Raw genomic sequence first — 22,988 nt, 5'->3', positions numbered from 1 at the left:
ATTACCTGTGGGAGCTGGCTTGCCGGCGATGGGCCGCAAAGCGGCCCCATTTGCGCCCTTACTGCGGCAACTGCACCTGCGGTTTGGTCGAGGCAAAGATTGCCCAACTGGACACGAACAGCGCCGCAATCAATGGCCCGATTACGAAGCCGTTGAGCCCGAACACTGCCAGCCCACCCAGCGTCGACACCAGGATCAGGTAGTCCGGCATACGCGTGTCCTTGCCCACCAGGATCGGCCGCAACAGGTTGTCCACCAGGCCGATCACCAGCACACCGAACGCGGTCAGGATCACCCCCGGCAATATGGCCCCGGTCAGCAGGAAATACGCTGCAACCGGCGCCCAGACGATGCCAGCGCCCACTGCTGGCAGCAGCGACAGAAACGCCATCAACACCGCCCACACCAGCGCACTGGGGATATCCAGCACCCAGAAGATGAAGCCGCCCAGCGCCCCTTGGGTAATGGCCACCAGCACGTTGCCTTTCACCGTCGCCCGCACCACCCGGTTGAATTTCAGCTGCAAACGGCGCTTCTGGTGTTCGGGCAGTGGCACGGCCAGGCGCACACGGCGGGCCACCTCGGCCCCTTCTCTCAGGAAGAAGAACAGCAGGTACATCATGATGCCAAAGCTGATCACGAACTCGAACGTACCCTGACCGAAGCTGAACGCCTGGCTGGCCAATACCTGGCTACCCTGGGTTGCCCACTTGGTGATTTTTTCGCGCAACCCGTCGAGGTTGCCCATGCCCATGTTGTCCAGGCCATGCTGGGCGAACGCCGGGAGCATGTCCTTGCCGCGCTCGACGTAACCGGCGATGTCCAGTTGCCCGCTTTCGATACGCTGGTACAGCGTGGCCCCCTCCTGCACCAACAGCGCACTGGTGATGATCACTGGCAGGATCGCCACCAGCAGGCACACCAGCGTCGTGGTGGCTGCGGCCAGGTTGCGCCTGCGCCCAAAGCGGATCAGCAGGTGCCGCTGCAGCGGGGCAAACAGAATGCCCAGTATCACCGCCCAGAAGATCGCACCGTAGTACGGAAGCAGTATCCAGAAAAAGGCGATGGTCACCAGCGCCAAAAGTACCGCCAGGGCTTTGTTCTGTAGCGCAGCTTCGTTCATCGCAGGTCCTCGAATGGCTTCTGGGATATTAGTGCGCGCCGCTTGGGTAAAAGTGCCACCACTCCTTTGATGCAAATCAATACGCACTTTTTGCGCCGGCCCTAGCATCCGCGCCTTTTGCCCCGGTACGCACATGAACCCGACCGCCAAGCCCGAACTGCTGGCCCCCGCCGGCACCCTCAAGACCATGCGCTATGCCTTTGCCTACGGTGCCGACGCGGTCTATGCAGGCCAGCCGCGCTACAGCTTGCGGGTGCGTAACAATGAGTTCGACCATGCCAACCTGGCGCTGGGCATCCAGGAGGCGCATGCGTTGGGCAAGCGCTTTTACGTGGTGGTCAACATTGCCCCGCACAACGCCAAGCTCAAGACCTTCCTCAAAGACCTGGCGCCCGTGATCGACATGGCGCCGGATGCGCTGATCATGTCCGACCCCGGCCTGATCATGCTGGTGCGCCAGCACTTCCCGCAGATGCCGGTGCACCTGTCGGTGCAGGCCAATACGGTCAACTGGGCCAGCGTGCAGTTCTGGCAGCAACTGGGCCTGAGCCGGGTCATCCTGTCACGCGAGCTGTCGCTCGAAGAAATCGAGGAAATCCGCCAGCAGGTGCCGGGCATGGAGCTGGAGGTCTTCGTCCACGGCGCCCTGTGCATGGCCTACTCCGGCCGTTGCCTGCTGTCGGGCTACCTCAACAAGCGTGACGCCAACCAGGGTACCTGCACCAACGCCTGCCGCTGGAAGTACGACGCCACGCCAGCCACCGAGAACGCCACCGGCGACATCGTGCGCGAAGTGCAGCCCACCCTTGGCCTGGGCGCCCCGACCGAGCAGGTGTTCCTGCTGCAGGAAAGCAACCGCCCCGGCACTGAAATGCCCGCCTTCGAGGATGAACACGGCACCTACATCATGAACGCCAAGGACCTGCGTGCCATCCAGCACGTCGAGCGCCTGGCCACCATGGGCGTGCATTCGCTGAAGATCGAAGGGCGCACCAAGTCGCACTTCTACTGTGCCCGCGCGGTGCAGTCGTATCGCCAGGCCATCGACGACGCGGTGGCCGGGCGGCCGTTCGACCGCACCTTGATGGGCAACCTGGAGTCCCTTGCGCAACGGGGCTACACCGAAGGGTTCCTGCGCCGTCACGTACACGATGAGTACCAGAACTACCAGCGCGGTAATTCGGTCTCGGAGCGCCAGCAGTTCGTTGGCGAGCTGACCGGCGTGCGTGTCGATGGCCTGGCCGAGGTCAAGGTGAAGAACCGCTTCGCCGTGGGTGACCACCTGGAGCTGATGACCCCGCGCGGCAACTACCACTTCGACCTGCACCGCCTGTGCAACCGCCAGCAGCAGGCCATCGAGGTGGCGCCGGGCGATGGCCATGTGGTGTACCTGCCCATTCCGGAGCAGGTCGCGCTCGAGCATGCCCTGCTGATGCGCGACCTCGGTGCCGACGAGGCAGCAAGCTGACAGTACTGTAACGTGCAACTCAGCGGCCAGCCGCTTACGCTATGCTGCTGAACCAATGCTGGAAGGAGTGCTTTACCATGCTGCGCAAACACCTGCTGACCCTGGGGCTGCTGGCCATCACCGGGCTGGCCCAGGCCGCCGAGACCATCGATGTCTACCGTGACCCCAACTGCGGCTGCTGCAAGGCCTGGATCAGCCACCTGCGTGACAACGGGTTCACCGTCAATGACCACGTCGAGCCGAACATGAGCGCGGTGAAGCAACGCCTGGGCGTGGCACCACGCCTGGCGTCGTGCCACACGGGGGTGATCGACGGCAAGTTCGTCGAAGGCCACGTACCGGCCGAGCAGGTACGCCTGCTGGCCAAACGCAATGACCTCAAGGGCCTGGCCGTACCGGGCATGCCCATGGGTTCGCCAGGCATGGAAATGGGTGACCACAAGGACGCCTACCAGGTTATCGGCGTGACCCAGGATGGCCAGGACACCGTGGTCGCCACCTACTGATGCTCAGCCTGTGGGCGCTGTTCCTCAGCGCCTTTGGCGCCGCCACCCTGCTGCCGCTGCAATCGGAGGCCGTGCTGGTCGGCCTGTTGCTGCGCCAGCCCGAGGCCTGGGCGACCCTGCTGCTGGTGGCCACAGTGGGCAACGTGCTGGGTTCGGTGGTGAACTGGCTGTTGGGCCGGGCCATCGAGCACCTGCGCGACAAGCGCTGGTTCCCGTTCAGCGCAGCCCAGCTGGCGCGTGCGCAGCAGCGCTACCAGCGCTGGGGCCAGTGGTCGCTGTTGCTCAGCTGGATGCCAGTGATCGGGGACCCGCTGACGCTGATCGCCGGGATCATGCGCGAGCCGTTCTGGCGCTTTCTGCTGCTGGTGACCCTGGCCAAGGCTGGCCGCTATGCGGTGCTGGCGATGATTACCCTGGGCTGGTTTCACGCCTGGTAACACCTTTCACGTTCCCGACATGCGCCTGGCTGCTAAAGTCGCCCATTCCTACATGGCCCTACATGGAGTGCCCCCATGCTGCGCGCAACCGCCCTGGCCCTGGCCTGCCTTGTCGGCAGCCCGGCCATCGCCGCCGAGTCACCCACCTACGGCCCTCAGCTCGAAGGCTTCAGCTACCCACACCCGCTCAAGCATTTTGACTTCAAGTCCCAGGGCCAGGCCCTGCAGATGGGTTATATGGACGTCCCCGCGCAAGGCCAGGCCAACGGCCACAGCGTAGTGCTGATGCACGGCAAGAACTTCTGCGCCGCCACCTGGGAAACCACCATCGACGCCCTGAGCAAGGCCGGCTACCGTGTGATCGCGCCCGACCAGATCGGTTTCTGTACCTCCAGCAAACCGGCGTATTACCAGTACACGTTCCAGCAACTGGCAAACAATACCCATGCCTTGCTTGAACAACTGGGCGTGAAGCAGGCCATCGTGCTCGGCCATTCCACCGGCGGCATGCTCGCCACACGTTATGCGCTGATGTACCCGCAGCAGGTGGAACGCCTGGCCATGGTCAACCCGATTGGCCTGGAAGACTGGAAAGCCCTCGGCGTGCCCTACCGCACCGTGGACCAGTGGTATGCCCGCGAGCTCAAGCTGGATGCCGAAGGTGTGCGCGAATATGAGCGCAAGACTTACTACGCCGGGCGCTGGAAGCCGGAGTACGAACGCTGGGTGCAGATGCTGGTGGGCCTGAACAAGGGGCCGGGGCATGAAGCGGTGGCTTGGAACTCGGCGCTGATCTACGACATGATCTTCACCCAGCCGGTGTACCACGAGTTCAAGGACCTGCAGATGCCGACGCTGCTGCTGATCGGCGACAAGGACACCACCGCCATCGGCAGTGATATTGCGCCGCCAGACGTGAAGGCGAAGCTGGGCAAGTATGAAGTGCTGGGGCCGCAGGTGGCCAAGCTGATTCCCAAGGGTGAACTGATCACCTTTGAAGGCATGGGGCATGCGCCACAGATCGAAGAGCCCGTGCGGTTCAATCGCACGCTGGTGGAGTGGTTGGGCAAATGAAACGGGGGCGCTTAGCGCCCCTGCACCTTTCAGCCAAACCGCTGGAGTTGCATCTCCCGCAACCGGCTCAAGGTCCGCTGATACGGGAACGCCAGATACCCCTGCGTGTAGAGCCTTTCAAGCGGCACCTCTGCCTCCAGGTACAGCGCCACCCGGCGGTCGTAGCATTCGTCAACCAAGGCGATGAAGCGGCGTACCGCATCGTCCTTGGGTGACAGTGCTGGCAACTCACGGTCGCCCGCCACCACGCGCGCTGCGCCGTCTTCGGTGCCACGGGCAATGCGCCCGGCTTGCTGCTCACCGCCCAGTGCCGGAATACCCGACACCAGAATGGCCGGAAAACGGTCGCAAAGCGCCATGAACTCCATGGCCGCCAGGGGTTGTTCGCACAGGTCGGTGAAGCGGCACCAGATAGCCTGCTCGCTGCGCCGCACGACCTGCACCTGCCTGGACCCGATGGCCAACGGCTGGTCACTGCCTGCAGCGTCCGGGCTGACCTGGCGGAACACCTCCCCCAGCTGGCTGACCTGTCCCGCTTCTGCCACCCAATAGCGCTGCCGCGCTGCGCCGGGGTGAAGGCGATGGTCCTGCTCGCCCGCCACCGACAATACTTGCATGTGCCGCTGGATCGCGCCGATAGCGGGTAGGAACCGCTCACGGTTGAAGCCGTCGCGGTAAAGCTGCTCAGGGGGCTGGTTGGATGTAGCGACAATGACTACGCCCTGATCGAACAGCACCTGAAACAGGCGGCCGAGGATGATCGCATCGCCGATGTCGTTGACGAACAGTTCGTCGAAGCAGAGCACGCGGATCTGCCCGGCCAGTTCCCGGGCCAGCGCCAACAACGGGTCGGCAGTGCCGCTGAGCTGGAACAGGCGCTGATGCACCCAGGCCATGAAGTGGTGGAAGTGCTGGCGTCGGCTGGGGATGCGCAGACAGCGGTGAAACTGGTCCATCAACCAGGTCTTGCCACGGCCAACCGGGCCCCAAAGGTAGATGCCCTGGGTGGAGCGGCCCTGTTCGACGGCCAGGAAGCACGCTTGCAGCGCCTCGACGGCGCGGGCCTGGGCAGGGTCGGCGACATAGCCCTGAGTGGTCAGGGCTTGCTGGTAGAGGGATTGGGGTTCGATAGCCATGCACCATTCTACATGTACTCTGTGGGAGCGGCCTTGTGTCGCGAAAGGGCCGCAACGCGGCCCCAGGATCTCTGCATCTGTGCATGAATTGCCGGGGCTGCTTTGCAGCCCTTTCGCGACACAAGGCCGCTCCCACAGAGGACCGTGTCAGACTCCGTCGGCCAGGCCTACCTTCAGCAACGCGCCATCCTTGTCATCGGTCAGCACATACAGGTAACCATCCGGCCCTACCCGCACATCGCGGATTCGGGCCTTCAGGTCCCCCAGCAGGCGCTCTTCATGCACCACCTTGTCGCCGTCCAGCTGCAAGCGAATCAGCTCCTGCGTTGCCAGCGCACCAATGAACAGGTTGTGGTCCCAGGCCTTGAACGTGGGGCTGTCGTAGAACGCCATGCCGCTGATGCCTGGCGACTTCTCCCACACATGGTGTGGGTCGACCATGCCATCGACGTGCTTGCCCTTGGCCTCGGGGATCGGCAGCAGCGAGTAGTTGATGCCGTGGGTCGCAATCGGCCAGCCGTAGTTCTTGCCGGGCTCGGGGATGTTGATTTCGTCACCACCTCGCGGGCCGTGCTCGTGGGTCCACAGCTTGCCGGTCCACGGGTTGAGCGCGGCGCCTTGCTGGTTGCGGTGGCCGAACGACCAGATTTCCGGTCGCACGTTGTCCTTGCCTACAAAGGGGTTGTCCTTGGGTACTTCACCATCGGGAAGGATGCGCACGATCTTGCCTTGCAGCTTGTCCAGGTCCTGGGCAGTGGGGCGCTGGTTGTTCTCGCCCAGGGCGATGAACAGGTAGCCGTTGCGGTCGAACACCAGCCGCGAGCCGAAGTGGTTACCCACCGACAGCTTGGGCTGCTGGCGGAAGATCACGCTGAAGTTTTCCAGCCGGGCCCGGTCTTCGGACAGCTGGCCACGGCCGACCGCGGTGCCGGCCTTGCCGTCACTGCCCTCCTCGGCGTAGGACAGGTATACGGTACGGTCTTTGTCGAACTCCGGCGACAGCACCACATCCAGCAGGCCACCCTGGCCCTCGGCCCAGACCTTGGGCACACCGCTGATCGGCGGGCCGACCTTGCCCTCGGCGTTGACCAGCCGCAGGTTGCCGACGCGCTCGGACACCAGCATGTCCTTGCCACCCGGCAAGAAAGCCAAAGCCCAAGGGTTGCGCAGGCCATCGGCCACGGTGCTGACCGTCAAGGTGCCCTCTTCACTGCGAAACTGTTGCTCTGCCGCTGCCTGTGTCAGCAGGGGCATCAGTGCGGCGGCAGTCAGGGTAGCTAGCCAGGTTGCTCTGGGCATGCAGGATTCCTTTCGTATGGGCTTAGGGCGCACGCGTGCTGTCGCGCGGCGGCCGGGTGGGTTCCAGGTTCGGGGTTTGCTGCTGGCGGCGCAGGTTGTCGCCATTGCCAATGCCGCGGTTGTCCAGGCTGGGCGTGCGTTGGTACGGGTCGGTGGACGGGCCACGCACGGGGGGCGCGGCGGGCATGCTGCCTTGGCGGCTGTTGGGGTTGGCGCGCTGGATCGGGCTGTTGTAGGGGTTGTTGTTGCCGGCAGCGAGCTGCAACGGTGGCTGCGCAGCGGCGTGCGCGGGCAGGCACAAGGCCAGGCCAAGCGCCAGGATGGGCAATGACGGGTTCATGCTTCACCTCCTGTACGAAAATGCCGCGCCTGGGGGTTTTGATAGCCTAAGGCGCGAGGGGTTCGCGGCAAAAGTGTGAATGCGGGTGGAGTTGATTCCTGATGTTTCAGTATGGACCTTGGGGCTGCCATGCAGCCCTTTCGCGACACAAGGCCGCTCACAAAGGAACGCGTACCCTTGTGAGCGGCCTTGTGTCGCGAAAGGGCCGCAAATCGGCCCCCGATTACTGGCCTTTGTCTACCTTGTGCCGTGCCGCATACAAGCACAGCATCTCCATCGCCAACGTCGCCCCGGCCAATGCGGTGATGTCGGCATGGTCATAGGCCGGCGCCACTTCCACCAGGTCCATGCCCACCAGGTTGATGCCGCGCAGCCCGCCCAGAATCTCCAGCGCCTGCACCGTGCTCAGCCCGCCACACACTGGCGTACCCGTGCCAGGCGCATAAGCCGGGTCGAGGCAGTCGATATCGAACGTCAGGTACACCGGCCGGTCGCCCACCCGCTGACGAATCGCCGCAATGATCGCCTCGGTGCCCTGACGGTGTACCTGCCGGGCATCCAGGATGGCAAAGCCCTGGCTGTCGTCGTTGGTGGTGCGCAGGCCGATCTGCACCGAGCTGCCCGGGTCTACCAGGCCTTCACGGGCGGCATGCCAGAACATGGTGCCATGGTCGATTCGCTTGCCCTCCTCGTCCGGCCAGGTATCGCTGTGGGCATCGAAGTGAATCAGCGCCAGCGGGCCATGGCGGCGAGCGTGAGCCTTGAGCAGCGGGTAGCTGATGAAGTGGTCGCCGCCCAAGGTGAGCATGGCGCAACCCGCCTGCAAGATGTGCTCGGCATGGGCCTCGATGCTGTCCGGCACCGACTGCGGCGTGCCACTGTCGAAGGCGCAGTCGCCGTAGTCGATCACTGCCAGGTGGTCGAACGGGTCGAACGCCCACGGCCAGTGCCGGGCCCAGGCCTGCTGCACCGAGGCGGCGCGGATCGCGCGCGGTCCAAAGCGTGCGCCAGGGCGGTTGCTGGTGGCGGTATCGAACGGCACGCCGCTGACGACCACATCCACACCACGCAGGTCGCGGCTGTAGCGTCGGCGGGAGAAACTGGTAATGCCGGCGTAGGTACTTTCTGCGGCAGTGCCGTACAGGCTGTCGCGGGTCATCGCCTGGTCATTGCTTACGGCTTGGTCCACGGTCGGGCTCCTGGGTTGTTATGGGTTATTGCCGGGTGCGGAAGGCCGTCCACAGGCGGTTGCGCTGGCGCAGGTCGGACAGCGCCATGCTGCGGTCGGCGAACAGGCGCTGGCGCACTTCGGCCGGCGGGTAGATGTCGGGGTCGTTGCGCACCGCTTCGTCCACCAGCGGCGTGGCCGCCTGGTTGGCGTTGGCAAAGAACAGCGTGTTGGTCAGCGCAGCCACCGACTCTGGCTTGAGCATGAAGGCGATGAACGCACGCGCTGCCTCGGGGTGCGGGGCGTCCTTGGGGATGACCAGGTTGTCCTGCCACACCAGCGTGCCTTCGCGGGGGATACGGTAAATCAGCTCGAACGGCTTGCCGGCACGGCGCGCCTGGTCGGCGGCCATCGCCGCATCGCCGTTGTAGGTCAGCGCCAGGCACACACTGCCATTGGCCAGGTCGCTGATCTGCCGGCCATTGGCGACGTAGCTGATCGAGGGTTGCAGTTGGCTCAGCAGGCGCTGCGCAGCCGCCAGATCATCCTTGTTCTGGCTGTACGGGTCCTTGCCCAGGTAGTTGAGGGCCACGCCAATCACCTCCTGCGGTGAATCGGGCATGGCAATGCCGCAATCCTTCAGGCGGCTGGCGTATTCGGGCTTGAACAGCAGGTCGAGGCTGTCCAGCGGCACATCACCCAGGCGCTGGCGCACCGCTTCCACGTTCACACCCAGGCCCAAGGTGCCCCAGGTGTACGGCACAGCGTGGCGGTTCCCGGGGTCGGCCTCGGCAAGCTTGGCCAGCAGGTCCTTGTCGAGGTTGCTGTAGCCGGGCATGGCCTGGGGGGCGAGCGGTTGCAGGGCGTTGGCCTTCAGCGCCCGGGCCAGTACGGTCGACGATGGCACCACCACGTCGTAGCCACTGCCACCGGTCAGCAGCTTGGTTTCCAGTACTTCGGTGGTGTCGAAGGTGTCGTAGCGCACCTTGTAGCCGGTTTCCTGCTCGAAGCGCTTGAGGGTTTGCGGGGCAACGTAGTCGGCCCAGCTGTAGAGGTTGACGACCTTTTCTTCGGCTTGCAGCGGCAAGGCCAGAACCAGGGACAACAGGCACAACGATCGACGCATGGCGGACACCTCGGCAAATGGGTGGATGCCGCGAGCATGCCAGCCGGGTTACATTGCAGGAATGGCAAGTTTGCAAAGCTGACATTCAAAAGGAGCAATGTAATGCTCGGACAAGTGCACGACCCCGACCTGCACCTGCTGCGGCTGTTCGTCACTGTAGTCGAGGCCGGCGGCTTCAGCGCCGCACAAGGCGTGCTGGGCCTGAGCCAGCCCACCATCAGCCAGCGCATGGCACAGCTGGAAGCACGTCTGGGTTATCGCCTGTGCAGCCGGGGCAAGGGTGGCTTTCACCTCACGGAGAAAGGCACGTTGCTATTGGAGGCGACGCGCGGGCTGCTGCTGAACATCGAGCAGTTTCGCCAGCAGGCCAATGGGGTTGCCGGGCGGTTGCTGGGGACCGTGCGCATCGGCATGGCGGAGAACCAGGACAAGGCGGTGAGCCTTAAACTGGCCGCAGCCATTTCGGCATTCCGCACGCGTGAGGAAGCAGTGCAACTGGAACTGATCAGTGCGCCGCCAGCGGAGCTGGAACGGCTGTTGCTGGAGCAGCGGCTGGACTATGCCATCAGCTACTTCTCCGGCAACCAGGCGGCCTTTGATTACCAGCCACTGTTCGAGGAGCGACAACGGCTTTACTGCGGGAAGAAGCATGTGCTGTTTGGTGTAAAGGACGTTGAACATGAGCAGCTGCTGGACATGGATCAGGTCTGCCACCCGTACCGGTTTCTCAAAGGCGGCGAGCCGTTTCAGAGCCGGCGCAGCATGGCCGTGGCGGAGCAGATCGAGAGCGTGCTGACGTTCATTTTGTCGGGGCGGCATATTGGCTATCTGCCACGCCATTGTGCGCTGGAGTGGGAAGCCGAAGGGTTGTTGTGGGCGCTGGACCCGGGGCTGGATTTTGTGGTGCCGTTTACCCTGGCTCGGCACCGGGCACAGGCGGAGGGTGAGGCCCAACAGGCGTTTGCGCAGGATTTGCTGGCAGCGTTTGCCTGAACCGGCCTCTTCGCGGGCTCGCCCGCTCCCACAAGTTCACCACAGGTGCTGAAAGCGGCGCAGTACCTGTGGGAGCGGGCAAGCCCGCGAAGAGGCCGGTTCAGGCGAAAACCATCAGTAAGCCATGCTCCAGGTCAAGGTGTAGGTACGCCCACGCCCTTGATAGTCATACAGGTACGCCGGCCCATAAGTCGGCGAATAGAACAACGTCGCACGTTGCCCCCAGACCGTGCTGTACTGCTTGTCTAGCAGGTTCTGGATGCCGGCGCTGAAGGTGCCGAAGCCGGTGTCCTGGCTGCCCAGCAAGTCGAAGGTGGTGTAGCCGTCAATCTCGTGGTCGGCATCGTCCTTCAGGCTGAAGGCATGGTTGGCCTGCAGCCGCGCACTGCGGCCATCGCCCTTCCAGCCGACAAATGCAGTGGCCTTGGACAACGAGGCATAACGGGCATCACGCTTGATCCAGCCACCGTCGGCAGCCTCTTCCTCGGAGCGGGTCAGGTGCAAGGTACCGCCCGCCTCCCAGCCGGTCTGGAAATGCCGGGTCAGCGCACCTTCAAAGCCGAAGTCGCGGCTCTTCTGCTCTTCCACGTTGATGGTCAGCGTTTGCGAATCGACGTTGATGATCTTGTCCGACCAGATGTAGTACAGCGCCGCCTGAGCATCCCAATCCAGGTCGGCATAGCGCCAGCCCAGTTCCACCTGGCGGCTCTTGATGCCGGCCAGCGGGTTGTCGGCCACACTCAGGCCTGGCTTGCCGTAGTACTTGGCCGGGTCCGGCAGGTCGAAGCCTTCGCCGTAGTTGGTCCACACCTGATGGCCGTTCTTGAAGTCGTAAATGGCACCGACGTTGAACAGGTTGACCTGGTAGTCGTTGCTGCCACCCGGCACGCCCTTGAAATCGCTGACGTCCACGTCCATTTGCTGGCGGCGGGCGCCGCCGGAAAAGGTCAGGTTGTCGGTGGCATGCCAGTCCAGCTGGGCGTACACCGATACACCATCGACGCGGTAGCTGGGATAGCGCGGGGCCTTGCTGTCCTTCTCCATCTCCAGACCGCCCGACTCGGACGAAGTCAGGGCATTGAACGTGGTCTGCTCGGCGTTGAAACGCTCACGGTCCAGGTCGACGCCGTAGGTCAGCTTCAGCGTGTCCCACTGCTTGGCGAACAGGCCCTTGAGGCTGGTGACCTCGAAGTTCTGCTGCGAGGCGGCGAAGTACACCCCGCGCGAGCCGGTGGGCGTGGCGCGGTTGTAGTACGGGAACGGATAGAAGTTGTCGTCTTCCTTGCGGTACGAGGCCTGCAGGTAGAAGTCCTGGCCCAGCACATCGGTGTGGTGGTAGTTGGCGTTGAGCAGCAGGCGCCGGGTACGCGGCTCCAGGTCGGACGAGTAGCCGCTGCGCAGTTCGGCATCTTCCAGGTCGGACGGTGCGTTGTAGTTGAGGTTGGGGAAGTAGATACCCGTGCTGCCGTGGTTGCCCGAGTCGTAGTACTGGGCCAGCAGGTCGAGGCTCTGCTGGTCGTTCAATTGCAGGCCCAAGGTACCGAGCACATCGAGGGTGCGGTTGTACTGCAGGTCGGTCTGGGTGTTGTCGATGAAAATCTGGTCGCCGGCACCGTCGTAGAAGGCTTCGTTCTGCTCACCGGAGATACCCAGGCGGGCATTGACCCGTTCGTTGCCGCCGCTGATCGACTGGGCGAAGCGGGTGGCCAGGTCATCGCTGTTGTTGAAACCGCTGCTGGCACCCAGCTGTGTTTCGAAGCGCGCCGGGCCGGGCTCGCCCTTCTTGGTGACGATGTTGATGATGCCGCCGGTGGCACCGCCGCCGTAGATGGCGCTGGCACCGGATAATACTTCGACACGCTCGACGTTGAACGGTGAAATGCTGTCGAACTGGCGCGACAGGCCACGCGAGCTGTTCTGGCTGACCCCGTCGATCATCACCAGCACGTTGCGCCCGCGCATGTTCTGGCCGTAGTTGGTGCGCCCTTCCGGCGCCAGGTCGAGGCCGGGTACCAGCTTGCCGATGGCTTCCTTCAGGCTGACGCCGCTGTCGATCTGTTCGCGCAATTGCTGCTGGTCGACCACCCAGACCGTGCCGGGGATTTCGCTGATTGCAGTGCTGGTACGCGAGGCCACGCTGACCTCGATCGGCTTGAGGTTGACCGCCTGCGGCGCAGCCTCGGCCTTGCGCAGGGTGACCGTGCGGGCATCGCTGAACTGCCAGCCCATGCCGCTGCCGGCCAGCAACTGCTGCAGGGCCTGCTCGACGTTGTAGCTGCCGTGCAACGCAGGGCTGGCCAGGCCTGCAACATCGCCGGTGGTGTACAGCAGGTGCAGGCCGGCCTGGTCGGCGAAGGCAGTCAGGGCCTGGTCCAGCGGCTGGGCTGGCAGGTCGAGCTGAACCTGGCGGGCCTGGACCTGGGCCTGGTCGGCAGCGGTCGACGCCCATACCGACAGCGGGCCGGCCAGCATGGCCAAGGCGCTGCAGGACATCAGGGCATGGTGAAGTGAACCGCGACGGCGGTGCAGGGGCTTGAGCATCAGAGGCACGAATGAGCTTCCTGACAAGTCGTAAATGAGAATGGGTTGCTGATCAGTCCCACTACGACGATCTGGCTTGCAGGAACTTGCAGTGGCAAATGGAAAATATTTTTATTTCTGTACCGGCCTCTTCGCAGGCTTGCCCGCGAAGAGGCCGGCACTGCCGGATCAGTGAACCACGGCCAACCACGGCAGGTAGGTCACCTTCAGGCCATACCGTTGCTCCAGCGTGCGCAAAAGCGCCTCAGGCTCGTCAAGGTCAAACACCCCGCTCACCTCCATTGCCGCCAGCTTGCTATCGGACAGCACAATCCGCCCATGCCGGTATCGTTCAAGTTCCGCCAACACCTGCCCCAGCGGCTTGCCGTTGAAGATCAGCTTGCCGCGCTGCCAGGCCATCTGCGTTCCGGCATCGGCCGCTACCACCAATGAACGTTCGCCAACCTTGGCCTCACCACGCGCCAGCACCACACGGCCATCGCGGCGCACGCTGAACGTGGCTGCACCACCCTGCACACGCTCACCCCCCGTCTCGACCACAAACGGCCGCGCCTCATCAGCGGTCTCGAACAGGGCCTCACCGGCATCCAGCACCACCCGGCGTTCGCGCTCGTTGAACACGACGCTCAGCGCACTGGCGCTGTTCAGTGTCACCCGCGTGCCATCTGCCAGGGTGATCACCTGCCGCTCGCCCACTGCGGTGTGGTAATCCGCCAGCAGCATCGGCGCCTGTTGCCAAGCAACCATCGCGGCAACCAGCAACACCACGGAGGCCGCCACACCCGCCTGTTTGAGCCAGTCGCGGCAATGGCGCAGGGCCTGGCCGATGTACTTGGCCACCATGCTCTCGGAAACCCCCAGCCGCTGCGCAATCTGCGCCTGGGTCAGGCCTTCGACGCGGTTCAGCAACAACGCCTGGCGGGCATTGTCGGGCAGTTTCAGCAGCGCATCGTCAAGAATTTGCAAGCGCTCCCGGGCCAGCAACATCGCCTCGGGTGCTGGCGCCGGGCAGGCCAGTTCCGCTGCCCCGTCACAGTCGTCATGGCTGGCCGCCAGGCGCTGTTCGCGGCGCAAGGCATCGATCGCCAGGTTGCCGGCCACGCGGAAGATGAAGCTGCGCGCATGCAGCACCGGCAGCGCTTGCTCATCGATCTTGACCAGCTTCAGGTAGGTTTCCTGGGCCACGTCGGCGGCGCGCTGGCGGTCGCTCATGCGCCGGGTCAGAAACTGCAGCAGGTCGTCGTAGTGCTCCTGGAAACTCGCCAGCAGCCCCGACACGGGTGACGTCAGCATGGGTTTTGGAACAGCCAGTAGGAGGAGTTATCGGGCGTTAATGAGAAACAGTATCTTTCATCCCGTGGGGCACTTTCAACGCCCACTTGCATTTGCCACACTGACACTTCGCTCACTCTGGCAAGGTCGCCCTCATGACTGCCCGCCTGTACCGCTTTACCCGGTTAATGCTTGTGCTACTGATGGCCTACGGCCTGAACGCGTGCGCACTGTTCCAGCCACGTGACCCGGTCAACATCAGCGTGATCGGCATCGAACCGTTGCCCGGCCAGGAACTGGAACTGCGCATGGCCGTGAAAATGCGGGTGCAAAACCCCAACGAATCGCCCATCGACTACAACGGCATTGCCCTCAACCTGGAAGTGAACGGCCAGCCGCTGGCCGCCGGGGTCAGCGACCAGCAAGGGCACATCGGCCGTTATGACGAGGCGGTGATCGTGGTGCCGGTAAGCATCACGGCATTTTCCTTCCTGCGCCAGGCCTATGGGCTGGGCAAGGTGGACTCGCTGCAGGGCCTGCCCTACAAGCTGCGCGGCAAGCTGGCCGGTGGGCTGCTGGGGACTGTGCGCTTTACCGACGAGGGCAAGCTGGACCTGCCCAAGGGCGCCTACTGGTAAGCACCTGGGGATTGTGTTCAGCGGCTGGCGCTGGCGGCGGCCATCAGCTTGTTGACTTCGCTGCGCACCATACTGGCGTATTCGGGGGGCGTCATGCCGTCCAGCTCGGCGCGTACCCATTCGGCCCACTTGCCCTTGCGACGTGGTTTTTCGGCAATCAGCCGGGCCGCTTCGCCCTTGGCCTTGCCCAGGTTGTTCTGCCACAGCTCGAACAACCGCGCCTTCTCTGCCTCGATCTGCGCCCGTTCCTCGAAGCTCATGTTGGCCAGATTGAAACTCATGAAGGTACCTGCAGGTTTGAAAATGGCCGCTATCTTACACCCAGGCAACGCAACATCGGTAAGCCGGCGCAACTTTCCCGACGCGGCGGCATCCATTGTTCAAACCACCCCATCGACGAGGACGAGTTCATGGCCCGGAAAAACGCCGCACTGGCAGACAGCGATCAGATCAAGGACCAGGTATTCAGCGAACTGCAATCGCTGATCGAAGAATCGGAAAAGCTGCTGAACGACAGCGCCGCCCTGGTGGGCGACGAAGCAGAAACGTTACGCGCGCAGGTCAACCTGAAGCTGCGCCAGGCCCGCCAGGCGGCCAGCAATATGCGCAGCAAGGCGCAACCGGTGGTGGACGCCACCCAGGACTACATTGGTGGCCATCCGTGGCAGACCGTGGCCATTTCCGCAGGCCTTGGCCTGGTGGTGGGCCTGCTGCTGGGCCGGCGCAACTGACGGCTGGGCCGCCTGGTGCGAATCAGGCGGCCAGCGCTTGCGGGATGCCGCTGTGGAAGCGCAGTTCCTGGTCCGGTGACTGGATCAGCTCGACTTCAGCGGCACGCACCAGCTCCACGCGGCGGGCGATGTCTGCCTCATCACCGTAGTTGTGCGCCAGTTTCAGGTAGCCTTGGTAATGGCGTGCTTCGCTTTTCAGCAGGCCGTGATAGAAGCGGCCCAGCTCCTCATCCAGGTGCGGCACCAGCGCGGCAAAGCGCTCGCAGCTGCGTGCTTCGATAAATGCCCCCACCACCAGCGTATCCACCAGCTTGACCGGCTCGTGGGCGCGCACCAGGCGGCGCAGCCCCGACGCATAGCGCCCCGCCGATACCGGGCGCAGTGGCACGCCACGGCGCTTCATCAGCCGCAACACCTGTTCATGGTGCACCAGCTCTTCACGGGCCAGGCGCGACATCATGTTGATCAGGTCGAGGTGGGTGTTGTACTTGGCCATCAGGCTCAAGGCCGTGCTGGCGGCCTTGAATTCGCAGTTCTTGTGGTCGATCAGCAGGGTTTCCTGGTCGGCCAGCGCCGCTTCGATCCAGGCATCTGGCGTCGGGCAGCCAAGAAAGGCGTCGATTTCGGGGATCAGGGACATAAGCGTACAACCACACAGAACAGGCAGGGCCGGCGATTATAGCGGCGGCGGCGGGCGGCGTCAGTGACTATGCTTCTTGATGTACATCAAGCGCCAGCGGGGGGCGCGCCGTCTATAGTCAGGCATTGGTCGCCACCTTTGAAGGGAGCTAACGCCCATGCAAGCCGTCCGCAGCATCCTCGTCGTCCTCGACCCCGAGCACGCCCACGGCCGGGCGCTGACCCGGGCCAAGCTGATTGCCGGCGTGACCGGCGCACGCCTGCACCTGCTGATGTGCGACAAACGGCATGACCACCATGCGCTGCTGAGCCTGTTAAGTAGTCAGCTGCACGATGACGGCTACGACAATGTCACCCATGAAGAGGCCTGGCGCGGCAACCTGCACGACACCATCATCTACGTGCAACAGGCCGAGGGCTGCGAGCTGGTGATCAAAGAGCACCGCCCGGACAACCCGCTGAAAAAAGCCCTGCTCACCCCCAGCGACTGGAAGCTGCTGCGCCAGTGCCCGTGTGCCGTACTGATGGTGAAGAGTGAGCGGCCCTGGACGGGTGGCGTGATCCTGGCGGCGGTGGACGTGGGCAACCAGGACGAGGATCACCGCCGCCTGCATGCCAGCATCATTGACCATGGCTTCGAGATTGCCAAACTGGCCAAGGGTGAACTGCATGTCATCAGCGCCCATCCGTCACCGATGCTGTCGGCGTCGGACCCGGCTTACCAGTTGAGCGAGACCATCGAAAAGCGCTACCGCGAGGCGTGCAAGGCGTTCCAGGCGGAGTACGACATTAGCGAAGAGCGTTTGCATGTGGCCGAAGGGCCGGCGGACGTGCTGATCCCGCATACCGAGCAGAAGCTGGGGGCGGTGGTGACGGTGATCGGGACGGTGTGCCGCACCGGGATTACCGGGGCGTTGATTGGGAATACTTCGGAGGTGGTGCTGGATGCTCTGGAAGGCGATGTATTGGTGCTCAAGAGTGAAGAGGCCATCGCCCACCAAGCCGAGTTAGCCCGAGGCTGAATTTAACCTGTCACGGCCCTATCGCCGGCAAGCCAGCTCCCACATCGACCCGATTGGCCTCAAGTCATGTGCAATACCTGTGGGAGCTGGCTTGCCGGCGATGGGCTGCGCAGCAGCCCCAATCAGCACCAGAAGCTAGGTCAACGCCTCCCGCACCTTGGGGTCCAGCCCCTCCCCCGCATTGGCTTCGATCCACTCCGCCAGCTGCCGGCGCATCGCCGGTGTCCAGAAGCTCTGCAAATGCTGCCGCACCCCTTGTACCGCCAAGGCCCGGTCCGGCTCGCTGTCGAAGTAATGGGCAATCTGGTTGGCCATCTTGACCAGGTTGTCGCTGCTCATCGGCGCACCTCGGCTTTCTCGTCTGTGCGGCGCTCCTTCAGCAAACGCCGCTGTTCGTCACTGAAGTCCTGATAGCGTTTCTGCCACTGCGACGGCTGGAACACTTTCACCACTTCCACCGCCGTTACCTTGTATTCCGGACAGTTGGTTGCCCAGTCGGAGTTGTCGGTGGTAATCACGTTGGCCCCCGACTCGGGGAAATGGAAGGTGGTGTACACCACGCCCGGTGCGACCCGCGCGCTGACCTTGGCACGCAGTACGGTCTGCCCGGCGCGGCTGCCAATACCCACCCAGTCACCGTCCTGGATGCCACGGCTTTCGGCATCGGTCGGGTGAATTTCCAGGCGGTCGGCGTCATGCCAGGCCACGTTGCCGGTACGGCGGGTCTGGGCGCCGACGTTGTACTGGCTAAGGATGCGCCCGGTGGTCAGCAACAGCGGGTAACGGTTGTTGACCTTCTCGTCGGTGGGCACGTAACCGGTCAGCATGAAGCGCCCCTTGCCGCGCACGAACTGGTCGATGTGCATGGTCGGCGTGCCATCGGGTGCGGCGTCGTTGCACGGCCACTGCAAGCTGCCGTGGCGGTCGATTTCGGCATAGCTGACGCGGCGGAAGGTCGGCGTCAGGCGGGCGATCTCGTCCATGATCTCGGACGGGTGACGGTAGCTCATCGGGTAGCCCAAGGCGTTGGCCAAGGCCACGGTCGCCTCCCAGTCCGCCTTGCCTGCCAACGGTTCCATCACCTTGCGCACCCGCGAAATGCGCCGTTCGGCATTGGTGAAGGTGCCGTCCTTTTCCAGGAACGAGCTACCCGGTAGGAACACATGGGCAAACTTGGCCGTTTCGTTGAGGAAAATATCCTGCACCACCACACATTCCATCGCGTGCAAGGCCGCCGTGACATGCTGGGTGTTGGGGTCGCTCTGGGCGATGTCCTCACCTTGGCAGTACAACGCCTTGAAGCTGCCGTCCAGCGCGGCTTCGAACATGTTGGGAATGCGCAGGCCTGGGTCAGGCTGCAGGGTCACACCCCAGGCGCGCTCGAATTCGGCACGCACGCCTTCGTTGGAAATGTGCCGGTAGCCCGGCAGTTCATGGGGGAAAGAGCCCATGTCGCACGAGCCCTGCACGTTGTTCTGCCCGCGCAGCGGGTTCACCCCTACCCCTTCACGGCCAATGTTGCCGGTGGCCATGGCCAGGTTGGCGATGCCCATCACTGCGGTGCTGCCCTGGCTGTGCTCGGTCACGCCCAGGCCGTAGTAGATTGCCGCGTTGCCGCCTGTGGCATACAACCGGGCAGCGGCACGGATCTGTTCGGCGGGCACGCCGCAGACCGGGCCGAGCACTTCAGGGGCGTTGTCTGCCAGGCTGACGAAGTCACGCCAGCGGGCAAAGTCTTCTGTTTCGCAGCGCGCATCGATGAAGCGCTGGGCCAGCAGGCCCTCGGTGACGATCACATGAGCCAGGGCGTTGAGCATCGCCACGTTGGTGCCCGGGCGCAGTTGCAGGTGCAGCTCGGCGCGGGCATGGGGCGAGTCGACCAGGTCGATGCGCCGTGGGTCGATCACGATCAGCCGCGCGCCCTGACGCAGGCGGCGCTTGAGCTGCGAGCCGAACACCGGGTGGGCATCGGTGGGGTTGGCACCTATCACCAGCACCACGTCGGCCTGCATCACCGAATCGAAGCTTTGTGTGCCGGCCGATTCACCCAGGGTCTGCTTCAGGCCATAGCCGGTGGGTGAATGGCACACCCGCGCGCAGGTATCGACGTTGTTGTTGCCGAACGCCGTGCGCACCAGCTTTTGCACCAGATAGGCTTCTTCGTTGGTGCAGCGGCTGGAGGTGATACCGCCAATCGAGTCACGCCCGTACTTGAGCTGGATACGGCGGAACTCGCTGGCGGCATACGTCACCGCCTCGTCCCAGCTCACTTCCTGCCACAGGTCTTCCAGCCGCTTGCGGATCATCGGCTTGGTAATACGGTCCGGGTGGGTGGCGTAGCCCCAGGCGAAACGGCCTTTGACGCAGGCGTGGCCATGGTTGGCGCCGCCGTTCTTGTCCGGGACCATGCGCACCAGTTGGTCGCCTTTCATTTCGGCGCGGAACGAACAACCGACACCGCAATAGGCGCAGGTGGTGATGACCGAACGCTCAGGCTGGCCAAGCTGCACCAGGCTTTTTTCCGTCAGGGTTGCGGTCGGGCAAGCCTGCACACAGGCGCCGCAGGAGACGCACTCGGAAGCCAGGAAGTTGTCTCCGCCCGCCGCCGCCACCCGCGACTCGAAACCGCGCCCGGTAATGGTCAGGGCGAAGGTACCCTGGATATCCTCGCAGGCGCGCACGCAGCGGCTGCACACAATGCACTTGCTGGGTTCGTAGTCAAAGTACGGGTTGGAAACATCCTTTTTCTCGGCCAGGTGGTTGGCGCCGTCGTAGCCGTAGCGCACCTCGCGCAAGCCCACCTGGCCAGCCACGGTCTGCAGCTCGCAGTTGCCGTTGGCCGAACAGGTCAGGCAGTCCAGCGGGTGGTCGGAGATGTACAGCTCCATCACGTTGCGGCGCAGGCCAGCCAGGCGTGGGGTTTCGGTGCGTACCACCATGCCTTCGCTGACAGGCGTGGTGCAGGACGCCGGGTAGCCGCGCATGCCTTCGATTTCCACCATGCACATGCGGCACGAGCCGAAGGCTTCAAGGCTGTCGGTGGCGCAGAGCTTGGGGATGCTGGTGCCGAGCATGGCGGCAGCGCGCATGACGGAAGTGCCGGCGGGCACGCTGATGGCACGGCCATCGATGCTCAGGCTGACCTGCACGTCGCTGTCACGGGCCGGGGTGCCGAGGTCGCTGCTTTTATCCGAAGCGGGGTCGAAGAAATTGATCACTGCGCGGCCTCCGTGGTGGTCAGCCCGAAATCGGCGGGGAAGTACTTGAGGGCGCTGGCCACCGGGTAGGCGGTCATGCCGCCCATGGCACACAGCGAGCCGTACTGCATCGTGTCGCACAGGTCGCGCAGCAACAGGGCCTGGTCGTGGCGTTCGGTGAAGTCAGTCGTTGCTATCAACCGGTCGACCACTTCCATGCCACGGGTGGAGCCAATGCGGCACGGGGTGCATTTGCCGCAGGACTCTTCAGCGCAGAACTGCAGGGCAAAGCGCGCCATGCTGGCCATGTTCAGTGTGTCGTCGGCCACCACTACACCGCCATGGCCAAGCATCGCGCCCATGGCGGCGAAGGCTTCGTAATCCAGGGGGGTGTCGAAGTGGCTGGGCGGTACCCAGGCGCCGAGCGGGCCACCGACCTGCGCAGCTTTCAGCGGTCGGCCACTGGCGGTGCCGCCGCCATAGCCTTCGACCAGTTCACGAAGGGTCAGGCCGAATGCGCGTTCCACCAAACCGCCCTGGCGGATATTACCGGCCAGCTGGAACGGCATGGTGCCCAGCGAACGGCCCATGCCGAAGTTGCGGTAAAACGCCGCCCCCTTGGCCAGAATGATGGGCACCGAAGCCAAGGTGAGCACGTTGTGTACGAGCGTCGGCAGGCCGAACAACCCTTGCAGCGCGGGCAGTGGAGGCTTGGCGCGGACGATGCCCCGCTTGCCTTCGATGGATTCGAGCAACGCGGTTTCTTCGCCGCAGATATAGGCGCCGGCGCCCACCCGCACTTCCAGGTCGAAAGACTGGCCGCTACCGGCCACGTCAGTGCCGAGATAGCCGGCATCGCGGGCGATGGCCAAGGCCTGGTCAAGCACGCGAATGGCATCGGGGTATTCCGAACGCACGTAGATGTAGCCTTTGTCGGCGCCCACAGCGAGGCCGGCAATGCTCATGCCTTCGATCAACAGGAACGGGTCGCCTTCCATCAGCATGCGGTCGGCGAAGGTACCGGAGTCGCCTTCGTCGGCGTTGCACACCACATACTTTTGCCCGGCCCCGGCGTCGCGTACGGTGCGCCACTTGATGCCGGCGGGAAACGCCGCGCCGCCACGGCCACGCAGGCCGGAATCGAGCACGGCAGCGACCACATCGGCGCCGCCCATTGCCACGGCAGCTTCCAGGCCGGCGAAACCACCCTGGGCGCGGTAGTCGTCCAGCGACAACGGGCGGGTGATACCGGCGCGGGCGAACAGCAGGCGCTGCTGGGTTTTCAGGTAAGGAATGTCTTCGACCGGCCCCAGCGCCAGCGAGTGGCCACCGGGCTCACCGGCCAGGGCATCGAGCAGCGAAGGCACCTCCTGCGGGGTGACCGGGCCAAAACCCAGGCGCCCTTGTGCGCTGTCGCACTCGACCAGCGGCTCCAGCCAGTAAAGCCCGCGTGAACTGGTGCGCTGGATATCCAGCGGTAGCTGGCGACGCTCGGCCTCGCGTTGCAAGGCATCAGCCACTTGGTCGGCCCCGACAGCACGGGCCACCGAGTCGCAGGGGATATAGAGCTTCAGCATGCTGCGTCCTCCCGGCAACCGTTGACCAATGCGCGCAGGCGCTCAGGGGTGAGCCGCGCATGCACCTGGCCGTCCAGCTCCAGCGCCGGCGAGCAGGCGCAGGCTCCCAGGCAGTACACCGGGCGCAGGCTGATGGCGCCGTCGGCGCTGGTGCCGTGGTCGTCCAGTGCCAGCTGTTCGCGCAATTGCGCGGCCAGGGCCTCGGCGCCACGGCTCTGGCACGACTCGGCGCGGCACAGGCGCAAGGTGTGGCGCGCAGGCGGCGTGGTGCGGAAGTCGTGATAGAAGCTGATCACCCCGCGCACCTCGGCCAGGCTGAGGTTCAGGGCATGGGCGATTTCGGGAACAGCTGCATCGGGGATATAACCGATGTCGTGCTGGATGGCATGCAGGATCGGCAACAAGGCGCCTGGGGTAGCCTTGTCACGGGCCAGAATGCGCTGGATAACGGGCAGGTGGAGCAATTCATCAGGCATACAGCGGACCTCGGCATCACGGACCCTGCCTGAATTATTGTGGGGGCAGGTGTCCGGCGTGTTCTGCTGCGGCGCGCCGGCCACGTCACGGTTGCGCGGTCTGGCGGCCTCCTTGCCGACGGCCGTGCATCTGCGTGCACTGGTCCGAAGGCATCCTGCAAGCATGGCACTTGTGGCGCCAGGAGGTTGCGTGCGAACGACCAGGCGCATCCTGAAACCGACGCG

General features: G+C 64.2%; 22 protein-coding genes. 8 read left to right on the top strand and 14 right to left on the bottom strand.

From position 1 onward, the window contains the following. Positions 1–58: 58 nt before the first annotated feature. A complete protein-coding gene (locus tag N436_RS03025) occupies positions 59–1,123 on the bottom strand; it encodes an AI-2E family transporter (protein WP_110740394.1) in 1,065 nt (354 codons plus the stop codon). A 133-nt stretch (positions 1,124–1,256) separates the two neighbouring features. Between N436_RS03025 and yegQ the strand changes: the two genes are divergently transcribed. The 4 genes from yegQ to N436_RS03005 all read left to right on the top strand — a co-directional run bounded on the left by yegQ (position 1,257) and on the right by N436_RS03005 (position 4,608). Continuing rightward, the gene (gene yegQ / locus N436_RS03020; RefSeq protein WP_060500503.1) at positions 1,257–2,591 is read left to right on the top strand and encodes a tRNA 5-hydroxyuridine modification protein YegQ; all 1,335 of its coding nucleotides are present in this window, start codon (positions 1,257–1,259) and stop codon (positions 2,589–2,591) included. Between the two features lie 77 nt (positions 2,592–2,668). After that, on the top strand, positions 2,669–3,097 hold the full coding sequence (locus N436_RS03015) for a DUF411 domain-containing protein (protein WP_105945158.1): 429 nt from the start codon (positions 2,669–2,671) through the stop codon (positions 3,095–3,097). Continuing rightward, entirely contained in the window at positions 3,097–3,534 is a 438-nt protein-coding gene (locus N436_RS03010) for a YqaA family protein (RefSeq protein ID WP_105945159.1), read from the top strand. Before N436_RS03015 ends, N436_RS03010 begins: the two co-directional genes overlap by 1 nt. 75 nt (positions 3,535–3,609) lie before the next feature. Continuing rightward, entirely contained in the window at positions 3,610–4,608 is a 999-nt protein-coding gene (locus N436_RS03005; protein WP_105945160.1) for an alpha/beta fold hydrolase, read from the top strand. Positions 4,609–4,637: 29 nt separating this feature from the next. Here the strand turns inward: N436_RS03005 and zapE are convergent, their stop codons facing one another. The 5 genes from zapE to N436_RS02980 all read right to left on the bottom strand — a co-directional run bounded on the left by zapE (position 4,638) and on the right by N436_RS02980 (position 9,677). Further along, the gene (zapE, locus tag N436_RS03000; protein ID WP_105945161.1) at positions 4,638–5,744 is read right to left on the bottom strand and encodes a cell division protein ZapE; all 1,107 of its coding nucleotides are present in this window, start codon (positions 5,742–5,744) and stop codon (positions 4,638–4,640) included. A 147-nt stretch (positions 5,745–5,891) separates the two neighbouring features. Next, positions 5,892–7,043 (bottom strand): PQQ-dependent sugar dehydrogenase, encoded by a 1,152-nt coding sequence (locus N436_RS02995; RefSeq protein ID WP_105945162.1) that lies wholly within the window; start codon positions 7,041–7,043, stop codon positions 5,892–5,894. Between the two features lie 22 nt (positions 7,044–7,065). Further along, complete coding sequence (locus N436_RS02990) at positions 7,066–7,383, bottom strand: hypothetical protein (RefSeq protein WP_110740393.1); 318 nt, start codon at positions 7,381–7,383, stop codon at positions 7,066–7,068. Between the two features lie 223 nt (positions 7,384–7,606). Beyond that, on the bottom strand, positions 7,607–8,572 hold the full coding sequence (speB, locus tag N436_RS02985; RefSeq protein ID WP_105945164.1) for an agmatinase: 966 nt from the start codon (positions 8,570–8,572) through the stop codon (positions 7,607–7,609). Positions 8,573–8,597: 25 nt separating this feature from the next. Then, positions 8,598–9,677 (bottom strand): extracellular solute-binding protein, encoded by a 1,080-nt coding sequence (locus N436_RS02980; RefSeq protein ID WP_105945165.1) that lies wholly within the window; start codon positions 9,675–9,677, stop codon positions 8,598–8,600. 102 nt (positions 9,678–9,779) lie between these two features. Between N436_RS02980 and N436_RS02975 the strand changes: the two genes are divergently transcribed. Next, a complete protein-coding gene (locus N436_RS02975) occupies positions 9,780–10,670 on the top strand; it encodes a LysR family transcriptional regulator (protein WP_110740392.1) in 891 nt (296 codons plus the stop codon). A 114-nt stretch (positions 10,671–10,784) separates the two neighbouring features. Here N436_RS02975 and N436_RS02965 read toward each other — a convergent pair whose 3' ends face one another. Further along, positions 10,785–13,211: a TonB-dependent receptor gene (locus tag N436_RS02965; protein WP_110740391.1), complete on the bottom strand. Its 2,427-nt coding sequence runs from the start codon at positions 13,209–13,211 to the stop codon at positions 10,785–10,787. Between the two features lie 168 nt (positions 13,212–13,379). Further along, positions 13,380–14,504 (bottom strand): sigma-70 family RNA polymerase sigma factor, encoded by a 1,125-nt coding sequence (locus N436_RS02960; RefSeq protein WP_110740390.1) that lies wholly within the window; start codon positions 14,502–14,504, stop codon positions 13,380–13,382. A gap of 134 nt (positions 14,505–14,638) precedes the next feature. Here N436_RS02960 and N436_RS02955 point away from each other — a divergent pair, with 134 nt between their 5' ends. Then, the gene (locus tag N436_RS02955) at positions 14,639–15,121 is read left to right on the top strand and encodes an LEA type 2 family protein (RefSeq protein WP_110740389.1); all 483 of its coding nucleotides are present in this window, start codon (positions 14,639–14,641) and stop codon (positions 15,119–15,121) included. Positions 15,122–15,138: 17 nt separating this feature from the next. On the opposite strand, the gene N436_RS02950 is transcribed toward N436_RS02955, so the two are convergent. Then, positions 15,139–15,402 carry a hypothetical protein gene (locus tag N436_RS02950; protein ID WP_060500481.1) on the bottom strand — a complete coding sequence of 88 codons (264 nt, stop codon included), beginning with the start codon at positions 15,400–15,402 and terminating at the stop codon, positions 15,139–15,141. Between the two features lie 129 nt (positions 15,403–15,531). Here N436_RS02950 and N436_RS02945 point away from each other — a divergent pair, with 129 nt between their 5' ends. Then, positions 15,532–15,852, top strand: coding sequence for a YqjD family protein (locus tag N436_RS02945; RefSeq protein WP_060500479.1), 321 nt, complete (start codon positions 15,532–15,534; stop codon positions 15,850–15,852). A 22-nt stretch (positions 15,853–15,874) separates the two neighbouring features. Here N436_RS02945 and N436_RS02940 read toward each other — a convergent pair whose 3' ends face one another. Further along, positions 15,875–16,492 carry a tRNA-(ms[2]io[6]A)-hydroxylase gene (locus N436_RS02940; protein ID WP_016714954.1) on the bottom strand — a complete coding sequence of 206 codons (618 nt, stop codon included), beginning with the start codon at positions 16,490–16,492 and terminating at the stop codon, positions 15,875–15,877. 157 nt (positions 16,493–16,649) lie between these two features. Between N436_RS02940 and N436_RS02935 the strand changes: the two genes are divergently transcribed. Then, positions 16,650–17,513 carry a universal stress protein gene (locus tag N436_RS02935; protein ID WP_110740388.1) on the top strand — a complete coding sequence of 288 codons (864 nt, stop codon included), beginning with the start codon at positions 16,650–16,652 and terminating at the stop codon, positions 17,511–17,513. Positions 17,514–17,648: 135 nt separating this feature from the next. Here the strand turns inward: N436_RS02935 and N436_RS02930 are convergent, their stop codons facing one another. Genes N436_RS02930 through N436_RS02915 form a run of 4 tightly spaced genes read right to left on the bottom strand, consistent with a single transcriptional unit; the run spans position 17,649 to position 22,763 of the window. After that, entirely contained in the window at positions 17,649–17,852 is a 204-nt protein-coding gene (locus N436_RS02930) for a formate dehydrogenase subunit delta (RefSeq protein ID WP_105945170.1), read from the bottom strand. Further along, on the bottom strand, positions 17,849–20,731 hold the full coding sequence (gene fdhF, locus N436_RS02925) for a formate dehydrogenase subunit alpha (RefSeq protein ID WP_110740387.1): 2,883 nt from the start codon (positions 20,729–20,731) through the stop codon (positions 17,849–17,851). The genes N436_RS02930 and fdhF overlap by 4 nt, the downstream gene beginning before the upstream one ends. After that, on the bottom strand, positions 20,728–22,287 hold the full coding sequence (locus N436_RS02920; protein WP_110740386.1) for an NADH-quinone oxidoreductase subunit NuoF: 1,560 nt from the start codon (positions 22,285–22,287) through the stop codon (positions 20,728–20,730). Before N436_RS02920 ends, fdhF begins: the two co-directional genes overlap by 4 nt. Next, a complete protein-coding gene (locus tag N436_RS02915) occupies positions 22,281–22,763 on the bottom strand; it encodes a formate dehydrogenase subunit gamma (RefSeq protein ID WP_019098738.1) in 483 nt (160 codons plus the stop codon). The genes N436_RS02920 and N436_RS02915 overlap by 7 nt, the downstream gene beginning before the upstream one ends. Between the last annotated feature and the right edge of the window lie 225 nt (positions 22,764–22,988).

The organism is Pseudomonas sp. RV120224-01b, from assembly GCF_003208145.1.
In the GTDB taxonomy this organism is placed as follows: Bacteria; Pseudomonadota; Gammaproteobacteria; order Pseudomonadales; family Pseudomonadaceae; genus Aquipseudomonas; species Aquipseudomonas monteilii.
The sequence above is the reverse complement of the archived record's forward strand: the minus strand, read 5'-3'. Positions and strand labels throughout refer to the sequence as shown.